This is a genomic window from Rhizobium sp. WSM1274, from assembly GCF_025200775.1.
Classification (GTDB): Bacteria; Pseudomonadota; Alphaproteobacteria; order Rhizobiales; family Rhizobiaceae; genus Rhizobium; species Rhizobium leguminosarum_I.
The window spans coordinates 1,247,560-1,265,150 of record NZ_CP104138.1 but is presented as its reverse complement, the minus strand read 5'-3'; the positions used below and the strand labels follow the sequence as shown (position 1 = coordinate 1,265,150).

At 63.2% G+C, this 17,591-nt stretch carries 10 protein-coding genes and 1 pseudogene; 2 read left to right on the top strand and 9 right to left on the bottom strand.

The annotated features are described in order from the left end of the window. Nucleotides 1–81 precede the first annotated feature (81 nt). Both pepN and N2600_RS06440 read left to right on the top strand, forming a co-directional pair. Complete coding sequence (gene pepN, locus N2600_RS06445) at nucleotides 82–2,730, top strand: aminopeptidase N (protein ID WP_260298468.1); 2,649 nt, start codon at nucleotides 82–84, stop codon at nucleotides 2,728–2,730. Nucleotides 2,731–2,921: 191 nt separating this feature from the next. Further along, nucleotides 2,922–5,231: a PAS domain-containing sensor histidine kinase gene (locus N2600_RS06440; protein WP_260057882.1), complete on the top strand. Its 2,310-nt coding sequence runs from the start codon at nucleotides 2,922–2,924 to the stop codon at nucleotides 5,229–5,231. A gap of 12 nt (nucleotides 5,232–5,243) precedes the next feature. On the opposite strand, the gene N2600_RS06435 is transcribed toward N2600_RS06440, so the two are convergent. From N2600_RS06435 to ccmI, 9 genes and pseudogenes are all read right to left on the bottom strand, one after another. Beyond that, nucleotides 5,244–5,894 carry a glutathione S-transferase family protein gene (locus tag N2600_RS06435; RefSeq protein ID WP_222387292.1) on the bottom strand — a complete coding sequence of 217 codons (651 nt, stop codon included), beginning with the start codon at nucleotides 5,892–5,894 and terminating at the stop codon, nucleotides 5,244–5,246. A gap of 103 nt (nucleotides 5,895–5,997) precedes the next feature. Then, entirely contained in the window at nucleotides 5,998–8,955 is a 2,958-nt protein-coding gene (locus N2600_RS06430) for a bifunctional [glutamine synthetase] adenylyltransferase/[glutamine synthetase]-adenylyl-L-tyrosine phosphorylase (protein WP_260298465.1), read from the bottom strand. A gap of 134 nt (nucleotides 8,956–9,089) precedes the next feature. Further along, nucleotides 9,090–10,499: a sensor histidine kinase gene (locus tag N2600_RS06425; protein ID WP_017963596.1), complete on the bottom strand. Its 1,410-nt coding sequence runs from the start codon at nucleotides 10,497–10,499 to the stop codon at nucleotides 9,090–9,092. Beyond that, entirely contained in the window at nucleotides 10,496–11,242 is a 747-nt protein-coding gene (locus tag N2600_RS06420) for a response regulator transcription factor (RefSeq protein ID WP_017963595.1), read from the bottom strand. Before N2600_RS06420 ends, N2600_RS06425 begins: the two co-directional genes overlap by 4 nt. Before the next feature lie 76 nt (nucleotides 11,243–11,318). Beyond that, nucleotides 11,319–12,911, bottom strand: coding sequence for a Do family serine endopeptidase (locus N2600_RS06415; RefSeq protein ID WP_222281076.1), 1,593 nt, complete (start codon nucleotides 12,909–12,911; stop codon nucleotides 11,319–11,321). Between the two features lie 246 nt (nucleotides 12,912–13,157). Next, nucleotides 13,158–13,619: a cytochrome c-type biogenesis protein gene (locus tag N2600_RS06410; RefSeq protein WP_260110507.1), complete on the bottom strand. Its 462-nt coding sequence runs from the start codon at nucleotides 13,617–13,619 to the stop codon at nucleotides 13,158–13,160. A 179-nt stretch (nucleotides 13,620–13,798) separates the two neighbouring features. Next, nucleotides 13,799–15,789, bottom strand: a pseudogene (locus tag N2600_RS06405) (heme lyase CcmF/NrfE family subunit). Continuing rightward, nucleotides 15,786–16,298, bottom strand: a complete 513-nt coding sequence (gene ccmE / locus N2600_RS06400; RefSeq protein WP_260298464.1) for a cytochrome c maturation protein CcmE — start codon at nucleotides 16,296–16,298, stop codon at nucleotides 15,786–15,788. The pseudogene N2600_RS06405 and the gene ccmE overlap by 4 nt, the downstream one beginning before the upstream one ends. Further along, nucleotides 16,295–17,470, bottom strand: coding sequence for a c-type cytochrome biogenesis protein CcmI (gene ccmI / locus N2600_RS06395; RefSeq protein WP_441005717.1), 1,176 nt, complete (start codon nucleotides 17,468–17,470; stop codon nucleotides 16,295–16,297). Before ccmI ends, ccmE begins: the two co-directional genes overlap by 4 nt. Between the last annotated feature and the right edge of the window lie 121 nt (nucleotides 17,471–17,591).

Genomic DNA, 17,591 nt, shown 5'->3' with positions numbered 1-17,591 from the left:
ATCATCCCCGGCAAAATTTAAGGCAGAGTGCGCCCGCCTCTGTATTCCGCGGTTGTCAAATAACGGTCTTCAGGAAACACCATGCGAACAGATACCGGCCAGGTCATTCATCTGGCAGATTACCGTCCCACCGACTTCGTGCTGGAACGCGTGGACCTCACTTTTGAACTCGACCCGACAGAGACCAAGGTCGAGGCGCGCCTGATCTTTCATCGTCGCCCGGGCGCCGATCCGGCGGCGCCGATCGTTCTCGACGGCGACGAACTGACGCTGTCGGGGCTGCTGTTAGACCAGGTGGAGCTGGACCCTTCGCGTTACGATGCAACACCGGAAAGCCTGACGGTGCGCGACCTGCCGGAGAGCGCGCCCTTCGAGTTGACGATCACCACGATTATCAACCCCGAGGCCAATACCGAACTGATGGGCCTTTACCGCACCAGTGGCATCTACTGCACGCAGTGCGAGGCGGAGGGTTTCCGCCGCATCACCTATTTCCCGGACCGGCCCGACGTGCTTGCGCCCTTCACGGTCAACATCATCGCCGACAAAGACGCCAACCCGCTGCTTTTGTCGAACGGCAACTTCCTCGGCGGCGCCGGCTACGGCCCCGGCAAGCATTTCGCCGCCTGGTTCGACCCACATCCGAAGCCGAGCTACCTCTTCGCGCTCGTCGCCGGCGATCTCGGTGTCGTCGAAGACACGTTCACGACCATGTCCGGCCGCGAGGTGGTTCTGAAAATCTATGTCGAGCACGGCAAGGAACCGCGCGCAGCCTATGCCATGGACGCGCTGAAACGCTCGATGAAATGGGACGAAGAGAGGTTCGGACGCGAATACGATCTCGATATTTTCATGATCGTCGCCGTCTCCGACTTCAACATGGGCGCAATGGAGAACAAGGGCCTCAACGTCTTCAATGACAAATACGTCCTAGCCGATCCGGAAATCGCGACGGATGCCGACTATGCCAATATCGAAGCGATCATCGCGCATGAATATTTCCACAACTGGACCGGCAACCGCATCACCTGCCGCGACTGGTTCCAGCTGTGCCTCAAGGAAGGCCTGACGGTCTATCGCGACCACGAATTCTCTTCCGACCAGCGCTCGCGCCCGGTCAAGCGCATCGCCGAAGTGCGCCACCTGAAATCGGAGCAGTTCCCGGAGGACGGCGGCCCGCTCGCCCATCCGGTGCGGCCGACGACATATCGCGAGATCAATAATTTCTACACGACGACGGTCTACGAAAAGGGTAGCGAAATCACGCGCATGATCGCGACGCTGCTCGGCAAGGACGGCTTCAAGAAAGGTATGGACCTCTATTTCGACCGCCATGACGGTCAGGCCGTAACGATCGAGGATTTCGTCAAATGTTTTGAGGATGCAAGCGGACGCGACCTCTCGCAATTTTCGCTCTGGTACCATCAGGCCGGCACGCCGCTCGTCAGCGCATCGGGCAGCTATGATGCGGCGGCCGGCAGCTTCACACTGTCGCTCGAACAGATGATCCCGGCAACGCCCGGCCAGCCGAGCAAGGAGCCGATGCATATTCCGCTCAGCCTCGCGCTGTTTGGCGAAAACGGCGGCAAGATCGAACCGACTTCGGTCGATGGCGCGGAATATGCCGGCGGGGTGCTGCATCTCACGGGCCGCACCCAGACGGCCGTGTTCCATGGCATCGGCTCGCGGCCGGTCGTTTCGATCAACCGCAGCTTCTCGGCGCCGATCAACCTGCATTTCGATCAGAGCCCGGCCGATCTTGCCCATCTCGCCCGCCATGAGACCGATCATTTCGCCCGCTGGCAGGCGCTGACCGATCTGGCGCTGCCGAACCTCTTGAAAGCGGCACGCGACGCCCGCGAGGGCAAGCCTGTCGTCTGCGAGGCGACCTTCATCGAGACGCTGATCACGGCCGCCGACGATGACAACCTTGAGCCTGCCTTCCGTGCCCAGGCGCTGGCTCTGCCGAGCGAATCCGATATCGCCCGCGAACTTGGTAGCAACAACGATCCCGATGCCATCCATGCCGGCCGGCAGGCGATCCTGAAACAGATCGCCGATGCCGGAAAGGACGTCTTTGCCGGCCTCTACGCCGCGATGACGACATCAGGCGATTTCAGCCCGGATGCAAAAAGTGCCGGCCTGCGGGCGCTGCGCAATAGCGCCCTCACCTACCTCTCGTATGCCGAACAGACGCCGGCGCGCGCCAAGGCCGCCTTCGATGTGGCCAACAACATGACCGATCTCAGCCATGCGCTGACGATTCTCGCTCATCGTTTTCCCGACAGCGCGGAGACGAGCGAGGCGCTGGCAAGCTTCCGCGACCGCTTCGCGGAGAACGCGCTCGTCATCGACAAATGGTTCGCGATCCAGGCCGGCATTCCGGGCGCCAAAACCCTGGAACGGATTCGCACCCTGATGGATAATCCGCTCTTCAAGCGAACCAATCCGAACCGAATGCGGGCGCTGGTCGGCACCTTCGCCTTTGCCAACCCGACCGGCTTCGGCCGCGCCGACGGCGAAGGCTATCGCTTCCTCGCCGGTCAAATTCTCGATATCGACGAGCGTAACCCGCAGCTTGCCGCCCGCATTCTCACCTCGATGCGCTCCTGGCGGTCGCTCGAACCAATACGCGCCGATCACGCCCGCTCGGCGCTGATCGAGATCGAGCGAGCCGCCGATCTTTCGACCGACGTGCGCGATATCGTCGAACGCACGCTTAAAGGGTAATTTGATTCGACCGGCCGTCCCGAAAAATTCGACGGCCGGTCGCCCAGCGCCCCGAATCACCTGGAAAAACCCGAAATTATAAATAGTTAACGGATTTTTACCTTTGCCTCTGGACAAGGCGAATCACCCATGATTCTCTAGGTCAGGTTCGAGCGAGCGGCGCGCGAATCACATGAGGACAAGGCGAAGAGATGATGGACGTGCGACGGGCAACCGTGGCCGGAGGACGGCTGCGTGTCGATTTTGGCGGGTTGAAAGCCTGGCGCGACAGCCTTTCCGGCCATGCGACATCGGAACCACTTCTGCGTTATCTGCCGAAGGCCGAGCTGGTCTTGAAGCGGGCCATTCCGGCGCTGATCGTCGCCTTCCTCTCGGTTGTCGCCGCCTCGCATTTCTTCGGCATGATGAGCGAATACGGGCGTCTGGAGGCCTCGGCGCGCCATGCCACTGCACTTTCGGCGGCGACCGCCTCTGCGGTGTTTGCCGATACGACCGATGTTTTCGACAGCGGCGATATCGCCGAGGTGCAGGCCCGTCTCGCCAAATACCTGCCGCAGGACCGGCTGGACAGCGGCGCTTTCGTGCTGCTCGTGCAGGCAAGCGGCAAGGTCTTTGCGGCGACCACCGCCGGGCTTTCGCATGTCGGCAGCAATGTCGGTGATTTCTTCCCCGAGGTCTCGGCGATCCGGCGCTTCGGCGATCGCGCCGGTGTCATCGAAACGACGATCGGCGGCGTGCCGCACTATGCCGAGATCACGCTGATGGGCAATGCCGGCGGTTTTATCGTCGCCGCCACCTCGCTCGACGAGGTCGGCCGGCTCTGGCGCGAGGAACTGGCGCTCAACGTGACGCTGTTTGCCGGCATCTCCTCGATCCTGCTGGTCATCCTCTATGCCTATTACACGCAGGTAAAGCGCGCTCGCGATGCCGACGACATCTTCGTGGAATCGAACCTGCGCGTCGAGACGGCGCTGTCGCGCGGCCGCTGCGGCCTCTGGGACTTCGATTTCGAAACCCGCGAATTCTTCTGGTCGCGGTCGATGTACGACATGCTCGGCCTGCCGGGTTCGGACAAGACGATGGGCTTCGGCGAAGCCGCCCGGCTGATGCATCCCGATGACGGCGGGCTCTACGAGATCGCGCGCGCCATCGGCAAGGGCGCTTCCGGCCAGGTCGATCAGATCTTCCGCATGCGCCATGCCGGCGGCCACTATGTCTGGATGCGGGCGCGTGCCCAGGTGATCCGCAGCAATTCCGGCCGCATGCACTTGATCGGCATCGCCATGGACGTGACCGAACAGCATCGGCTCGCCCAGCGCTACGCAGAAGCCGACCAGCGCCTGGCCGACGCAATCGAATGCACCTCGGAAGCCTTCGTGCTCTGGGACAAGAACGATCGCCTCGTCATGTGCAACACGCATTTCCAGCAGGCTTATGGCCTGCCGGACAGCGTGCTTGTGCCCGGCACCGAGCGCTCGACCGTCAATGCGGCCGCCGCCCGTCCTGTCATCGAGCGGCGGATTTCCGATGCCGACGGCTCCGGCTATTCGCGAACGACGGAGGTGCAGCTTGCCGACGAGCGCTGGCTGCAGATCAATGAGCGGCGCACCCGCGACGGCGGCAAGGTCTCGGTCGGAACAGACATCACGCTGATGAAACGTCATCAGGAGCGGCTGCGCGAATCCGAACGCCGGCTGATGGCGACAATCGGCGATCTTTCCGCCTCGCGCCAGACGCTGGAGATCCAGAAATCCGAGCTTTCGACGGCCAACGCCAATTACCAGGCGGAGAAGGAACGCGCCGAGGCTGCCAACAAGGCGAAATCGGAATTCCTCGCCAACATGTCGCATGAGCTGCGCACGCCGCTCAACGCCATCCTCGGCTTCTCGGAAATTCTGCAGAACCAGATGTTCGGGCCGCTCGGCTCGCTGAAATACGACGAATATGCCCGCGATATCCATGACAGCGGCAAACATCTGCTCAACGTCATCAACGACATTCTCGACATGTCGAAAATCGAGGCCGGCCATGTCAGGTTGCATTGCGAGAGCATCGACCTCGTGCCGCTGATCGAGGAAAGCTTGCGCTTCACCGCCATGCCCGCGGCTGAAAAGAACATCGTCATCGAACAGCGCATCTGCTCCGGCCTGACGCTGATGGCGGACCGCCGGGCGATGAAACAGGTGCTGCTCAACCTGCTCTCCAATGCGGTGAAGTTCACCGACAATGGCGGACGCATCGCGGTGCGCACCCGCCGCGTCGACGGCGCCGTCGTCGTCACCATCGCCGACACCGGCATCGGCATTCCACGCTCGGCGCTGTCGAAGATCGGCCAGCCCTTCGAGCAGGTGCAGAGCCAATATGCGAAGAGCAAGGGCGGCTCCGGCCTCGGGCTCGCCATTTCCCGCTCGCTGACCTTGCTGCATGGCGGCCGCATGAAGATCCGCTCACGCGAAGCGGTCGGCACGGTGATCTCGCTGCGCATTCCCGACGATATCTAGAGCCGACCCTCTTCAGCCTGCTGATGCGGTGGTGAAAACAGCCAATTGAGCGGCGAAAGCACGCTTGTATGCCGGCCGCGACTCGCCGCGGGCGACATAGGCGGCGAGGTTCGGATATTCTTCCAATATGTCAGATCCCTTCAACCTGAGCAGCACCGACACCATCAGCAGGTCACCGGCGCTGAACGCACCATCGAGCCAGTCGGCATCGCCAAGGCGGCGGGAGAGGCCGATCAGCCGTTTGCGGATGCTGTCCTCGAGGGCAGCAAGGCGCTGGTCGTACCAAGGCTTGTCGCGCTCGAGGATCATGAGGAGAGCGCGGTCGAAGATCGGTGTTTCCACCGTGTTGAGCGCGGCAAACATCCATGTGAGCGCGCGCGCCCGGGCATTCGCATCGTCCGGCAGCAGGCCCGCATAGCGCTCGCCGATATGGAAGACGATGGCGCCGGACTCGAACAGTGCGAGATCGCCTTCTTCATAGGTCGGAATCTGCCCGAAAGGCTGCAGCGCCAGATGCGCGGGCTCCTTCATCTCTTTGAATGAGACAAGACGAACCTCGTAAGGCTGGCCCACTTCTTCGAGCGCCCAGCGAACGCGCATGTCGCGCGCCAGACCCCTGCCGCGATCGGGCGACCGTTCAAAAGCGGTAATGGTAATCGTCATTGGTGTTCTCCATCGCTTGCCTATCCTGAAGACGATTGGCTAAGCGAGATTCCGACAGGCGATGCTCGCGATAATCCTCGCGATCGTTCCGCCTGGTGTGAGATCAGGCTTTCACGACATTCAAGAATATTTTCCGAACCGCTTTCGACAGCCGCTTTACCTCCCCTTCCAGCGTTTTGATATCAGGGCAGTCGCCGGCGCGGCAGACGAGTTCGACGAGGCCCGCCGGCGCATCCTTCGGATCGAACAGGCCGTCGATTGAGAGGCGGATCAGTTGCGAAAGGCCGGTATAAAGCGTGAAGGCCTCCAGGCATAAGTCGAGATCGACGGTTGCCATCAGCCGGTCGCCAAGCACCTTCAGGGCCTCGCCGGTGCTCATCCCATTGACGGCACTGCCGACGCCGCTGGTCGGCGCGATCAGCGCCAGGTACTGGGCGATGAATTCGAGATCGATGACGCCTCCGGCGATCAGCTTCAGGTCCCACGGGCCGGATGGCGGCTTTTCCTTGTCGATCAGTTCGCGCATTTCGGCGACGTCACGCGCCACCTTGGCGATATCGCGATCGGCCGACAGCACCTCCCGGACGATCAGTTCCGCCTCGGCGACGAGGCTCTCATTGCCGCAGATCAGCCGGGCGCGGCTGAGCGCCATATGTTCCCAGGTCCATGCCTCTTCGCGCTGATACTTGCCGAATGCATTGATACGGGTGGCGACCGGCCCCTTGTTGCCGGATGGGCGCAGCCGCATATCGACCTCATAGAGCACACCTTCGGCGGTCGGCGCCGACAAAGCGGCCATCAGCCTCTGGGTGATGCGGGTGAAGTAACGCGTCGCGTCGAGCGGCTTCGGCCCATCGGATTCGGAGGCCGCGTTGTCATAATCATAGAGCAGGATCAGATCGATGTCGGAACCGGCCGTCAGCTCGAAACTGCCGAGCTTGCCCATGCCGGCGACCGCGATGCGCCCGCCGGGATAATCGCCGTGTGCTGCCCGCATCTCGCTCACCACGGCATCAAGTGCTGCTGCAATGACAAGGTCGGCGAGATGCGTGAAGGCGCGTGCGGCCATCACGCCGTTGATCGCACCGGTGAGCAGGCGGATGCCGATCAGGAAGCGCTGCTCGGCGGCGAAGATGCGTAGCCGGTCGAGCACCTCTTCATAGTGGCGGGCCTGGGCAAGCGAGCCTTTCAGCCGCTCGCCGAGATAATCACGCGTCGGCAGCTCGGCCATCAGGCCGGGATCGAGCATCCCGTCGAAGACATGCGGCTTGGCGGCGATCACCTCGGCAAGCCGGGGTGCCGAGGACATGATGTTGACGATCAGCGACAGCAGCGCCGGATTGCTGCCGAGCAGCGAGAACAGCTGGATGCCGGAGGGAAGGCCGGAGATGAAGCTGTCGAAGCGCAGCAGCGCTTCGTCGGCGCGCTTGCTTTCGCCGAAGACCCGCAAGAGCTCCGGCGCCAGTTCGGTCAGCCTTTCACGCGCCTCGACCGATTGCGTCGCCCGGTAGCGGCCGTAGTGCCAGGTGCGGATGATGCGGGAAATGTCGGACGGCCTGGTAAAACCGAGCCTCTTCAGCGTCTCCAGCGTATCCGGGTCGTCGCCCTGGCCGGTGAAGACGAGGTTTCCGGTGTCGGTGGAAAGCCTGCTCTCCTGTTCGAAGAGGTGAGCATAACGCCGTTCGACCGTCTTCAGCACGCCGACCAGTCGTTCGGAGAAGCTCGGAGTGTCGGAAAAGCCCATCATGAAGGCGATGCGCTTCAGGTCGGCATCGGTCTCCGGCAACAGGTGGGTCTGCTCGTCGCGTACCATCTGGATGCGATGCTCGACATCGCGCAGGAACCAGTAAGCCTCCGTCAATTCGTCACGGGTCTCCGCGTCGATCCATTTCGCCTTGGTGAGTTCACCGAGCGTCTCCTCCGTCGCCCGTCCGCGCAAGGCCGGCATGCGACCGCCGGCGATCAGCTGCTGGGTCTGGACAAAGAACTCGATCTCGCGGATGCCGCCGCGGCCGAGCTTGACGTTATGACCCTTGACCGCGATGGCACCGTGGCCCTTATGCGCATGGATCTGCCGCTTGATCGAATGGATATCGGCAATCGCCGCGTAATCGAGATATTTGCGGAAGACGAAAGGGGCAAGGCCACGCAAGAAATCGCCGCCCGCCGTGAGGTCGCCGGCAACGGCGCGCGCCTTGATGAAGGCCGCCCGCTCCCAATTCTGGCCCCTGCCCTCGTAATAGATCATCGCCGCATCGACCGGGATCGCCAGCGGCGTCGAACCGGGATCGGGGCGCAATCTGAGATCGGTGCGGAAGACGTAGCCGTCGGCTGTCCGCTCCTGCAGGATGCGGACCAAGCGTCGCATCATTCTCGGGAAGACCTCGATCGCGTCATCCGGGTCGGGCACGATACCGGCCTCCTCGTCGAAGACGACGACGAGGTCGATATCGGAGGAATAGTTGAGTTCAGATGCGCCGAGTTTGCCCATGCCGAGCACGATCAGCCCGGAGCCGTCGCTCGGTGCTGCCAGATCCCGCAGCCGCAGCTTTCCACCCTCATGCGCCGCCAGCAGCAGATGGTCGATGGCGGCGGCAACCGACGCTTCGGCAAGCTCGCTCAGCCAGGCCGTCGTCGCCCGGCCGTCGAAGATGCGCGCGAGATCGGCGAGTGCGACGAGGAAAGCCACCTTGCGCTTGATGATGCGCAGCCTGCTCATCACCACCGATTCCGAAGGCGCCGCCCCCTCGCCGTCCCGTTGCCAGCAGCGCCGCGCCTCGGCGACCAGCGCTTCGATCTGCGGCTCCAGCGGTTGAGTGATGGCGCCGGCGAGGATGCCGGGATCGAGATTGACGATTTCGCGCAAATAAGGGGACAGCGTCAGCACGGCCGCGATGAAATCACGAAGCGGGCCTTCCGTCTTCAGCATCGCCGCCACCGACGGCTCGTGTCTGCCGGCCTCCTGAAGGTCGGCCAGCGCCAGCTTCAACTCCGTCTGGTTCAGCGGACGCAGCAGGCCTTCGGCGACATCCTCCAGGCCATGCGTCGATTTCGTCAGCATGCGCTCTCCCTGCTTTAGCGCCTCAGGAAACGGTCCCGCAGAATCGCGGGAACATCTCCTTCGACCGGCATTAAACTAGGGTCTTGGCGGAAAACCGCCAATATGCGATTCAGCCGATCATCGGCATCGAGTCATCAGGCAGCCTTGGCGGGGAAGATCATGCTGACGGTCAATCCGCGCTGTTCGGGCTTATCAGGATCGGTATCGGAGAGTTCCAACCGGCCATTGTGCAGCTCCATCACCGCTTCCACCAGCGAAAGCCCGAGCCCCGTCCCCGGCTTCGACCGGCTTTCATCGAGGCGGACGAAGCGCTTCACCACGTCGTCTCGCCGGTCGGCGGGAACGCCCGGTCCGTGATCGGCCACGGAAAGGCAGATGCCGTCCGGGCGGCGGGAAAGTTTCAGCGACACTTTGCCCGCGCCTTCGGTATCAGAGGAATATTTGATGGCATTGTCGAGCAGATTGAAGATCGCCTGGCCGATCAGCTCGCGATTGCCCTGCACTTCGACATCCGGCTCGATGCTGGAGCTCAAGCCAAGCCCCGCCTCCTCCGCCGCCGGTTCGTAAAGCTCGGCGCTATCGGAGACGATGGCCGAAAGCTCCACCGGCGTCATCTCGGCGGCGACCGATCCGGCCTCGACGCGGGAGATCATCAACAGCGCGTTGAAGGTGCGGATCAGTTGGTCCGATTCGGAAATAATGCCTTCGAGCGCGGTGCGCCGCGTCTCGCCGTCGGAGATATCGAGCGCATCGGCTGCCTTGTTGCGCAGCCGCGTCAGCGGCGTCTTGAGATCATGGGCGATGTTGTCGGAGACCTGCCGCAGGCCCTCGTCCAGCTTCTCGATGCGCTCCAGCATGGTATTCAAAGACATCGACAAGCGGTCGAATTCATCGCCCGATCCGCCCACCGGCAGGCGTTGCGACAGGTCTCCGGCCATGATCTTCTTGCTGGCATCCGACATGCGGTCGATGCGTTTCAGCGCGTTGCGGCCGATGGCGAACCAGATGATGATGGCGCCAAGTCCCATGATCGCCAAAGCCACCATCAGCGCCTGGCGCACCAGCAGACGGAAACGCTCTGGGTCGCCGAGATCGCGGCCGATCAGGATTCTCAGGCCGTTGTCGAGCACGAAAATATTGGCGATCGCCCTGTGGCGGCGCTCGATGCCGCTGTCGGTATAACGCTGATAGATGAAGGGCGCGGAGGTCCAGCCGACCTCCTCGAAGACACCCGGCTGCACCGAGGCGACGTTGCCGGCGAGAATATCGCCCGAGGGGCCGGCAATGATGTAGAGGTTGGCGCCGGGCTGGCGGGCACGCCGCTCCATGGTGCGCAGCAGGAGGTTCATGCCGCCGGTGTCATAGGCCCGTTGCACCTGCTCCACCTCTTGCCTGACGGCGTCGCGGATCTGGCCCGTCAGCAACCGTTCCGACATGGCCGTCACATAGAAGACGAGCGTCGCGGCGCAGATGGCGAAAAGCAGGATATAGAGTGCCGAAAGGCGGACTGCGGTGGACTTGAAGAGAACCCTGAAACGGCTCATCCCTCATCCTTGATCATATACCCCGCGCCGCGAATGGTCTTCAGGAGCGGCTGGCTGTAGTCCTTTTCGATCTTCGAGCGCAGGCGCGAGACATGAACGTCGATGACGTTGGTCTGCGGGTCGAAGTGATAGTCCCAGACGTTTTCGAGCAGCATGGTGCGGGTCACCACCTGGCCGGCATTCTTCATCAGATATTCGAGCAGGCGGAATTCGCGCGGCTGCAGCGGGATCTCCTTGCCGCCGCGGCGCACCTCGTGGGATAGCCGGTCGAGCTCGAGATCGCCGACGCGATAGACGACATCCTGATCCGGCGTGCCCTTGCGGCGGCCGAGCACCTCGACGCGCGCCAGCAATTCGCTGAAGGCATAAGGCTTCGGCAGGTAGTCGTCGCCGCCGGCACGAAGACCGGTCACGCGGTCATCGACCTGGCCGAGCGCGGAGAGGATGAGGACCGGCGTATGGATGGCCTTGCGGCGCAACTCGCTGATGACGGAAAGCCCGTCGCGGCGCGGCAGCATGCGGTCGATGACGATGACGTCATAGGTATTTTCCGACCCCATGAACAGGCCGCTCTCGCCGTCGCTGGCGTGATCGGCAACGATGCCCGCTTCGCGAAAGGCTTTGGTGAGGTAGACCGCGGCTTCGAGATCATCTTCGATGATGAGAATCTTCATGCGGCCGACATTACCCACCGGCTGCGTTTCGGCAAGGCTCAAAGCATCTTCCTGGGGAGCGGCGGTCATGGGGATCATCCTTCAAAGATCAGAAGAATCGAGCCGCGCGGAGTTTCGTCCGCACGGCTCCAAGCTATCTTAGGGATCAGCCCTGTCCGTTGATCGGAAGCGCGACGAAACGGCTTCCTTCACTGGACTGGATCTGGAAGAGCGCCCGAGTGCGGCCGTCCTTCTTGGCCTGGTTCAGTGCCTTGACGACATCGTCGGGGGTGGAGACTTCCTGGTTGTTGACCGAGGTGATCTTCTCGCCTTCCTTGATGCCCTTGTCGGCCGCCTCGGAATCCGGGTCGATGCCGGTTATCGCCAGGCCCTTGCCGTCGTCGGAAGGACCGACCGTCAGGCCGAGATCGGCAAGCGCCTTCTCGGAAGCCGGTGCCTCAGGCTGCTGTGGCTGGTTGTTGTCATCGGCAGACGCATCCTTCTGGTCGGCCGGCAGCGTGCCGAGTTCGACGGTGAGAGGCTGGGCCTTGCCGGCGCGCCAGACTGAAAGCTCGACCTTGCTGCCCGGCTGCATCGCGCCGATGCGGCGGCTGAGATCGCGGGCATCCTTGATCGTTTCACCGTTCAGCGCGGTGACGACGTCGCCGGCCTTCATGCCGGCCTTCTCACCCGGCGATCCGGCCTGCGGGGCGACGACAAGGGCGCCGCTCGGCTCGGAAAGGCCGATGGATTCGGCGATGTCCTTGGTTACCGGCTGGATCTGGACACCGAGCCAGCCGCGCGAGACCTGGCCGTCCTTCATCAGATCGGCGACGACGTCCTTGGCGGTCGAGGCGGGAATGGCGAAGGCGATGCCGACGCTGCCGCCCGACGGTGAGAAGATCGCGGTGTTGATGCCGACGACTTCGCCGTTGAGGTTGAAGGTCGGGCCGCCAGAGTTGCCGCGGTTCACGGCGGCATCCACCTGCAGGTAATCATCATAGGGACCGGAGCCGATATCGCGGCCGCGGGCCGAGATAATGCCTGCCGTGACCGTGCCGCCGAGGCCGAAGGGGTTGCCGACGGCGACGACCCAGTCGCCGACGCGGACGTTATTGTCGTTGGCCCAATTGACGTAGGTGAACTTCTTGCCCTTGCCGTCAACCTTCAGCACGGCGAGGTCGGTGCGCGGATCCTTGCCGATCAGCTTGGCATCGAGCTCGGTGCCGTCATTCATGACCGCGACGAAGGCTTGGCCATCGGAAACGACGTGGTTATTGGTGACGATGTAACCATCCTCGGAGATGAAGAAGCCGGAGCCCTGGGCGACGGGGCGGAGGCGACCCTTGCCGCCCGGACCATTCGGGCCGCCATTCGGGCCGTTCTGGCCGAAGCGCCGTTGATGACCCTGCTGATCATTCGGATCCTGGCCGAACTGCTTGAAAAACCGCTTCAGCGGATGATCGTCGGGAAGGTCATCGAAGCCGCGACCGTTGAAATCGAAGGAGAAGCCTTCATTGTTGTCAGCGACGGGATTGACGCGGTTTTCGACCCGGACAGAAACGACGGCCGGCGAAACGGCATCGACGACATTGGCGAAGCTCGGAACGGCAGGCGCCTGAACCTTGACAGCTTCGGCATAGGACCGGGTGATTTCGAGCGGAACGCCGGTTGCGAGCACAGCGGCTGCGATACCGGCGACGGTAGAAGCCTTGAGCACGGTGGCGAGGGACGGACGTCCGTTGAAATTCTTGAGCATTGGAGCACCTTCTCTTGTTCTTGGATCTTCAGACCGGCGACGCCGGATCAGTCGATGACTGAAGATATAGAACGCCGCACCTTACTGCGAACTGTCCGGCCAATGAAAAGTTCGTAATGTTTGCAATGTTTGTCTACGGCAAACTCATATGGATTTCACCCGCAACAGCTTCTCGTCAGGGATCCTGCGCTGCGCGCCCGCCTTTTCGCTGCCGCCGGTCATGATGGAGGATTAGCGGCTAACCGTTTACTTTTTCAGAAGCTCGCTCAGCTTCGCCTGCTCGTCTGCCGTCAGCTTGCTGCCGGTCGGTTTGCCGGCCCTGTTGCGGGCAAAGACCAGCAGTGACAGCCCGCCCACAAGCACCAGCAGCAGCGGTGCACCCCAGAGCAGCCCCGTCTTCAGGCTGAGACGCGGTTTCAAAAGCACGAATTCACCGTAGCGCGAGACGATGTAGTTCAGCACCGCCTCGTCGCTGTCGCCATCGCTGATGCGCTCGCGCACCAGCAGCCGCAGGTCCTTGGCCAGATCGGCGTTGGAATCGTCGATCGACTGGTTCTGGCAGACCATGCAGCGCAGCTCGGCCGAGAGAGCGCGAGCGCGGGCTTCCAAAGCTGGATCGGCCAGCACCTCGTCGGGATTGACGGCGAAGGCGGAGACGGGCGTGAAGAGGACGAAAAGGACGATGAGGAGCCGGGAGAGAAGCCGCATTCCCCTTCGCCCCTCGGGGAGAAGGTGCCCGACAGGGCGGATGAGGGGGCCACCCTTCGCAGCACAGGCGACCTTTCGCTTGCGCTCAAGCTCCTCGCAGCTCCGCCGCTCGGCCCCCTCATCTGCCCTTCGGGCATCTTCTCCCCGATGGGGAGAAGGGGAAGAAAGCCGTGAGCGCGTCATTCCGCCGGCTCCATGGCAGGAGCTGCCGGCTTCGCCTTGCGGCGCGGAGCGCCGACACGCAGGCGCCGGTCGCTGAGCGAGACCAGGCCGCCGAAGGCCATGAACACCGCGCCGCCCCAGATGCAGAGAATGAACGGCTTCCACCAGATGCGCACGACGATGCCGCCGTCCTTGGTGGCGTCACCCAAAGAGACGTAGAGCTGGCTGAGGCCGAAGGTCAGAATACCAGCCTCCGTCGTCGGCATCTGCCGGGCGGTATAGAGGCGCTTGGCCGACCAGGTATCGGCAACCGCGACACCGGCGCGGCGGATGGTGAAGTGGCCGCGCTCCTCGGTATAGTTCGGCCCGGTCCCCGGCTGCATGCCGTCGAAATGCAGGCTGTAACCGCCGGCCTTCGTCACCTCGCCGGGCTTCATCTCGATGACATGCTCGCTCTGGAAGGTCGTGACCGCGACGATGCCGAGCACGGTGACGCCGAGCCCGGCATGGGCTAGCGCCGTGCCGAAGGCCGAACGCGGCAGGCCGGAAAGCCGGCGCCAGGCAAGGCTGCCCGCGACCTTGCCGATACCAGCGCGGTACCAGAGATCGGCCACCGCGCCGAGGATGAGGAACAGCCCGGCAGCCAGGCCGAGCACTGAGAGCACCGGCCCGCCATGTTCGATATAGAAGAAGATCAGCGCGGCAAGGAAGGCGAGACCTGCGACGACATAGAGCCGCTGCAGGGCACCCAGCAGATCGCCGCGCTTCCAGGCCAGCATCGGCCCGAAGGGTACGATGACGATCAGCGGTGCCATCAGCAGGCCGAAGGTCAGGTTGAAGAAGGGCGGCCCGACGGAGATCTTGTCGCCGGTCAGCGTTTCTCCAGCAGCAGCGGATAGAGCGTGCCTGTGAGCACCGTGCCGCAGGCGACTGTCAGGATCAGATTGTTGACGACGAGCGCGCCCTCGCGCGAGATCGGCGCAAACAGCCCGCCGGCCGAAAGCTTCGGCGCGCGGAAGGCAAACAGCGACAGCGCCCCGCCGATGAAGATCAGCAGGATGCACAGAATGAAGACGCCGCGGGATGGGTCGCTGGCAAAGGCATGCACCGAGGTCAGCACGCCGGAGCGCACCAGGAAGGTGCCCATCAGCGACAGCGAGAAGGTGAGGATGGCGAGCAGCACCGTCCAGATCTTCAGCGCCTCGCGCTTTTCCATGACAAGCGCCGAATGCAGCAGCGCAGTGCCGGCGAGCCACGGCATGAAGGAGGCGTTTTCCACCGGGTCCCAGAACCACCAGCCGCCCCAGCCGAGCTCGTAATAGGCCCAGTAGGAGCCCATGGCGATGCCGAGCGTCAGGAAGGTCCAGGCCGCCAGCGTCCAGGGCCGCACCCAGCGTGCCCAGGCAGCGTCGATGCGCCCTTCCATGAGGGCAGCAACGGCAAAGGAGAAGCAGACGGAGAAGCCGACATAGCCGAGATAGAGCAGCGGCGGATGGATCGCCAGACCAACATCCTGAAGCACCGGGTTGAGATCGCGGCCCTCGGCCGGCGCCGGATCGAGCCGCAGGAAGGGATTGGAGGTCAGCAGGATGAACAGCGTGAAGGCGACCGAAATCCAGGCCTGCACGGCCAATACATTGGCCTTCAGCGTCTCCGGCAGATTGCGGCCGAAAACGGCGACCAGCGCGCTGAACAGCGTCAGGATCAACAGCCAGAGCATCATCGATCCCTCGTGATTGCCCCAGACGCCGGAGTATTTGTAGATCAGCGGCACCAGCGAATGCGAATTCTCCCAGACGTTTTCGACCGAGAAATCCGAGACGACATGGGCATAGGTCAGCACGGCGAAGGAGAAGGCCACAAGCGCAAACATCGCCAGCGAGCCGACCGTCGCCACATCCATCATCGCCCGGTCGTGACGACGGGCTCCGATCACCGGCACGATGGAAAGGATGAGCGCCGTGGCCAGCGCCAGCACCAGCGCGTAATGGCCGATCTCGATGATCATGGCGTCGCCTTCACTTGCTGTTCCTTCACTTCCTGGCCCTGAGCTTCCTTCCCAGGACCTTCCTGGCCTTGGCCTTCCTTCCACAGCCCCTGGGCTTTCAGCCTGTCGGCCACCCCCTTCGGCATATAGGTCTCATCATGCTTGGCAAGCACGGTATCGGCGACGAAGACGTTCGTTCCGGCAGTGAACATGCCCTCGGTGACGACGCCCTGGCCCTCGCGGAAAAGATCGGGGAGAATGCCGGTATATTTGACCTTCACGGCGTTGGCGCTGCCGTCGGTGACGGCAAATTCCACCGTCGAGCCGGCACCGCGCACGACGCTGCCCTCACCGACCAGGCCGCCGAGGCGGATGCGGGTTTCCGGCGCCACCGGCGTCTTGGCCAGATCGGCCGGCATGTAGAAATAGGCGACCGACTGGCTGAAGGCGAACATCACCAGCAGCACGGCGGCGAGGATGAAGCCCATGCCGCCTGCAATCACCGCCAGGCGCTTCTGCTTGCGCGTCATTGCGTCGCTCCCTCCGGGGCTATGCCGAGTTCCCTGGCCAGCGCCAGCAATTGCCTGCCCTGTTCGCCGGGCGGCGGAAAGGCCGCCAGCCCGCGCTTCAGGGCGCCGGCGGCGCGATCCTTGTCGTTCAATACGGCGTAAGAGCGGACGAGCCGCATCCAGCCCTCGAAATTGTTCGGATCCTCGCTGAGCTTGGCATCGAGGCTTTCGACCATGCCGCGGATCATCTGCTGCCGGTCGCCGGCGTTCATGGTCTCGGCCGCCGTCACATCCTGCTGCGTGGGATTGCCGGGAGCCGGATTGGCGCCCGAGGCAGATGGATTGGCGCCCTGGGCAGCCGAACCAGGGCCTGCCGGCGCGCCGCCGTTCATGGCGATATGCTGGTTGACCAGCGGCAGCCACGGCGCATCGGCCGGCGATTGTTTTGCCAGTGCCTCGAAGGCCTGCCGCGCCTCATCGGGCCGTCCCGCCTGCTCCATGCTGAGGGCGATATAGAAACGGGCGCGCGGATTGTCAGGCTCCAGCGTCAGCGATTGCTCCAGCACTTGCCGCGCCTCCTCCGTCACCACCCCGTCGGAGACAGCGATCAGCGTCTCGGCAAGGCCATCGAGCCGGACCGGGCTCGGGCCGAGAAGCCGGATGGCGTGGCGGTAGGCCACTTGCGCGTCGTTGATGCGCATCGTGCGGAAATAGATCGGCGCCAGCACGTCCCAGCCCTTGCCGTCATCAGGTTTCTCAGCCAGGTGCCGTTCCGCTTTGGTGATCAGCACCGCTACGTCATTGCCAGGGTTTTCCAGCCGCGCTTCCAGCGGCTGCGAGGGCAGGTCCGGCCTGCCCGTCGTCAAATAAAGACAGAGGCCGAGAACCGGCAGGAGCAGGAGGACGAAGGCCTCGGTGAAACGGTGATGCCGCGCGGGTTTCAGTGTCTGCGCCGGCTCGTCGGCAGAGACGGCGATCAGCCGCCGGCCGATTTCCGCCCTGGCATAATCAGCCTCCTCCGGGGTGATCAGCCCGCCATCGAGATCGCGGTCGAGCTCGCGCAACTGGTCGCGATAGACAGCCGTCTCGCCCGCACGGATATTATCCGCCGCCTTCGCTCCGCGCAGAAGGGGGTAGAGCAGGATGACGGCGAGGGCTGCCGTCAAAGCGGCAACGAGAATCCAGAACAGCATGTCGCCCAAATACGTGAAGCGCGCCTTCATTCCAACTGCCAAAGCCGGAATGACGAAGATTTGAGGTTAGCACATAATTCCCATGTGCTGGTTTAAAGCGATAGATCGTCCTTAGCGCGCG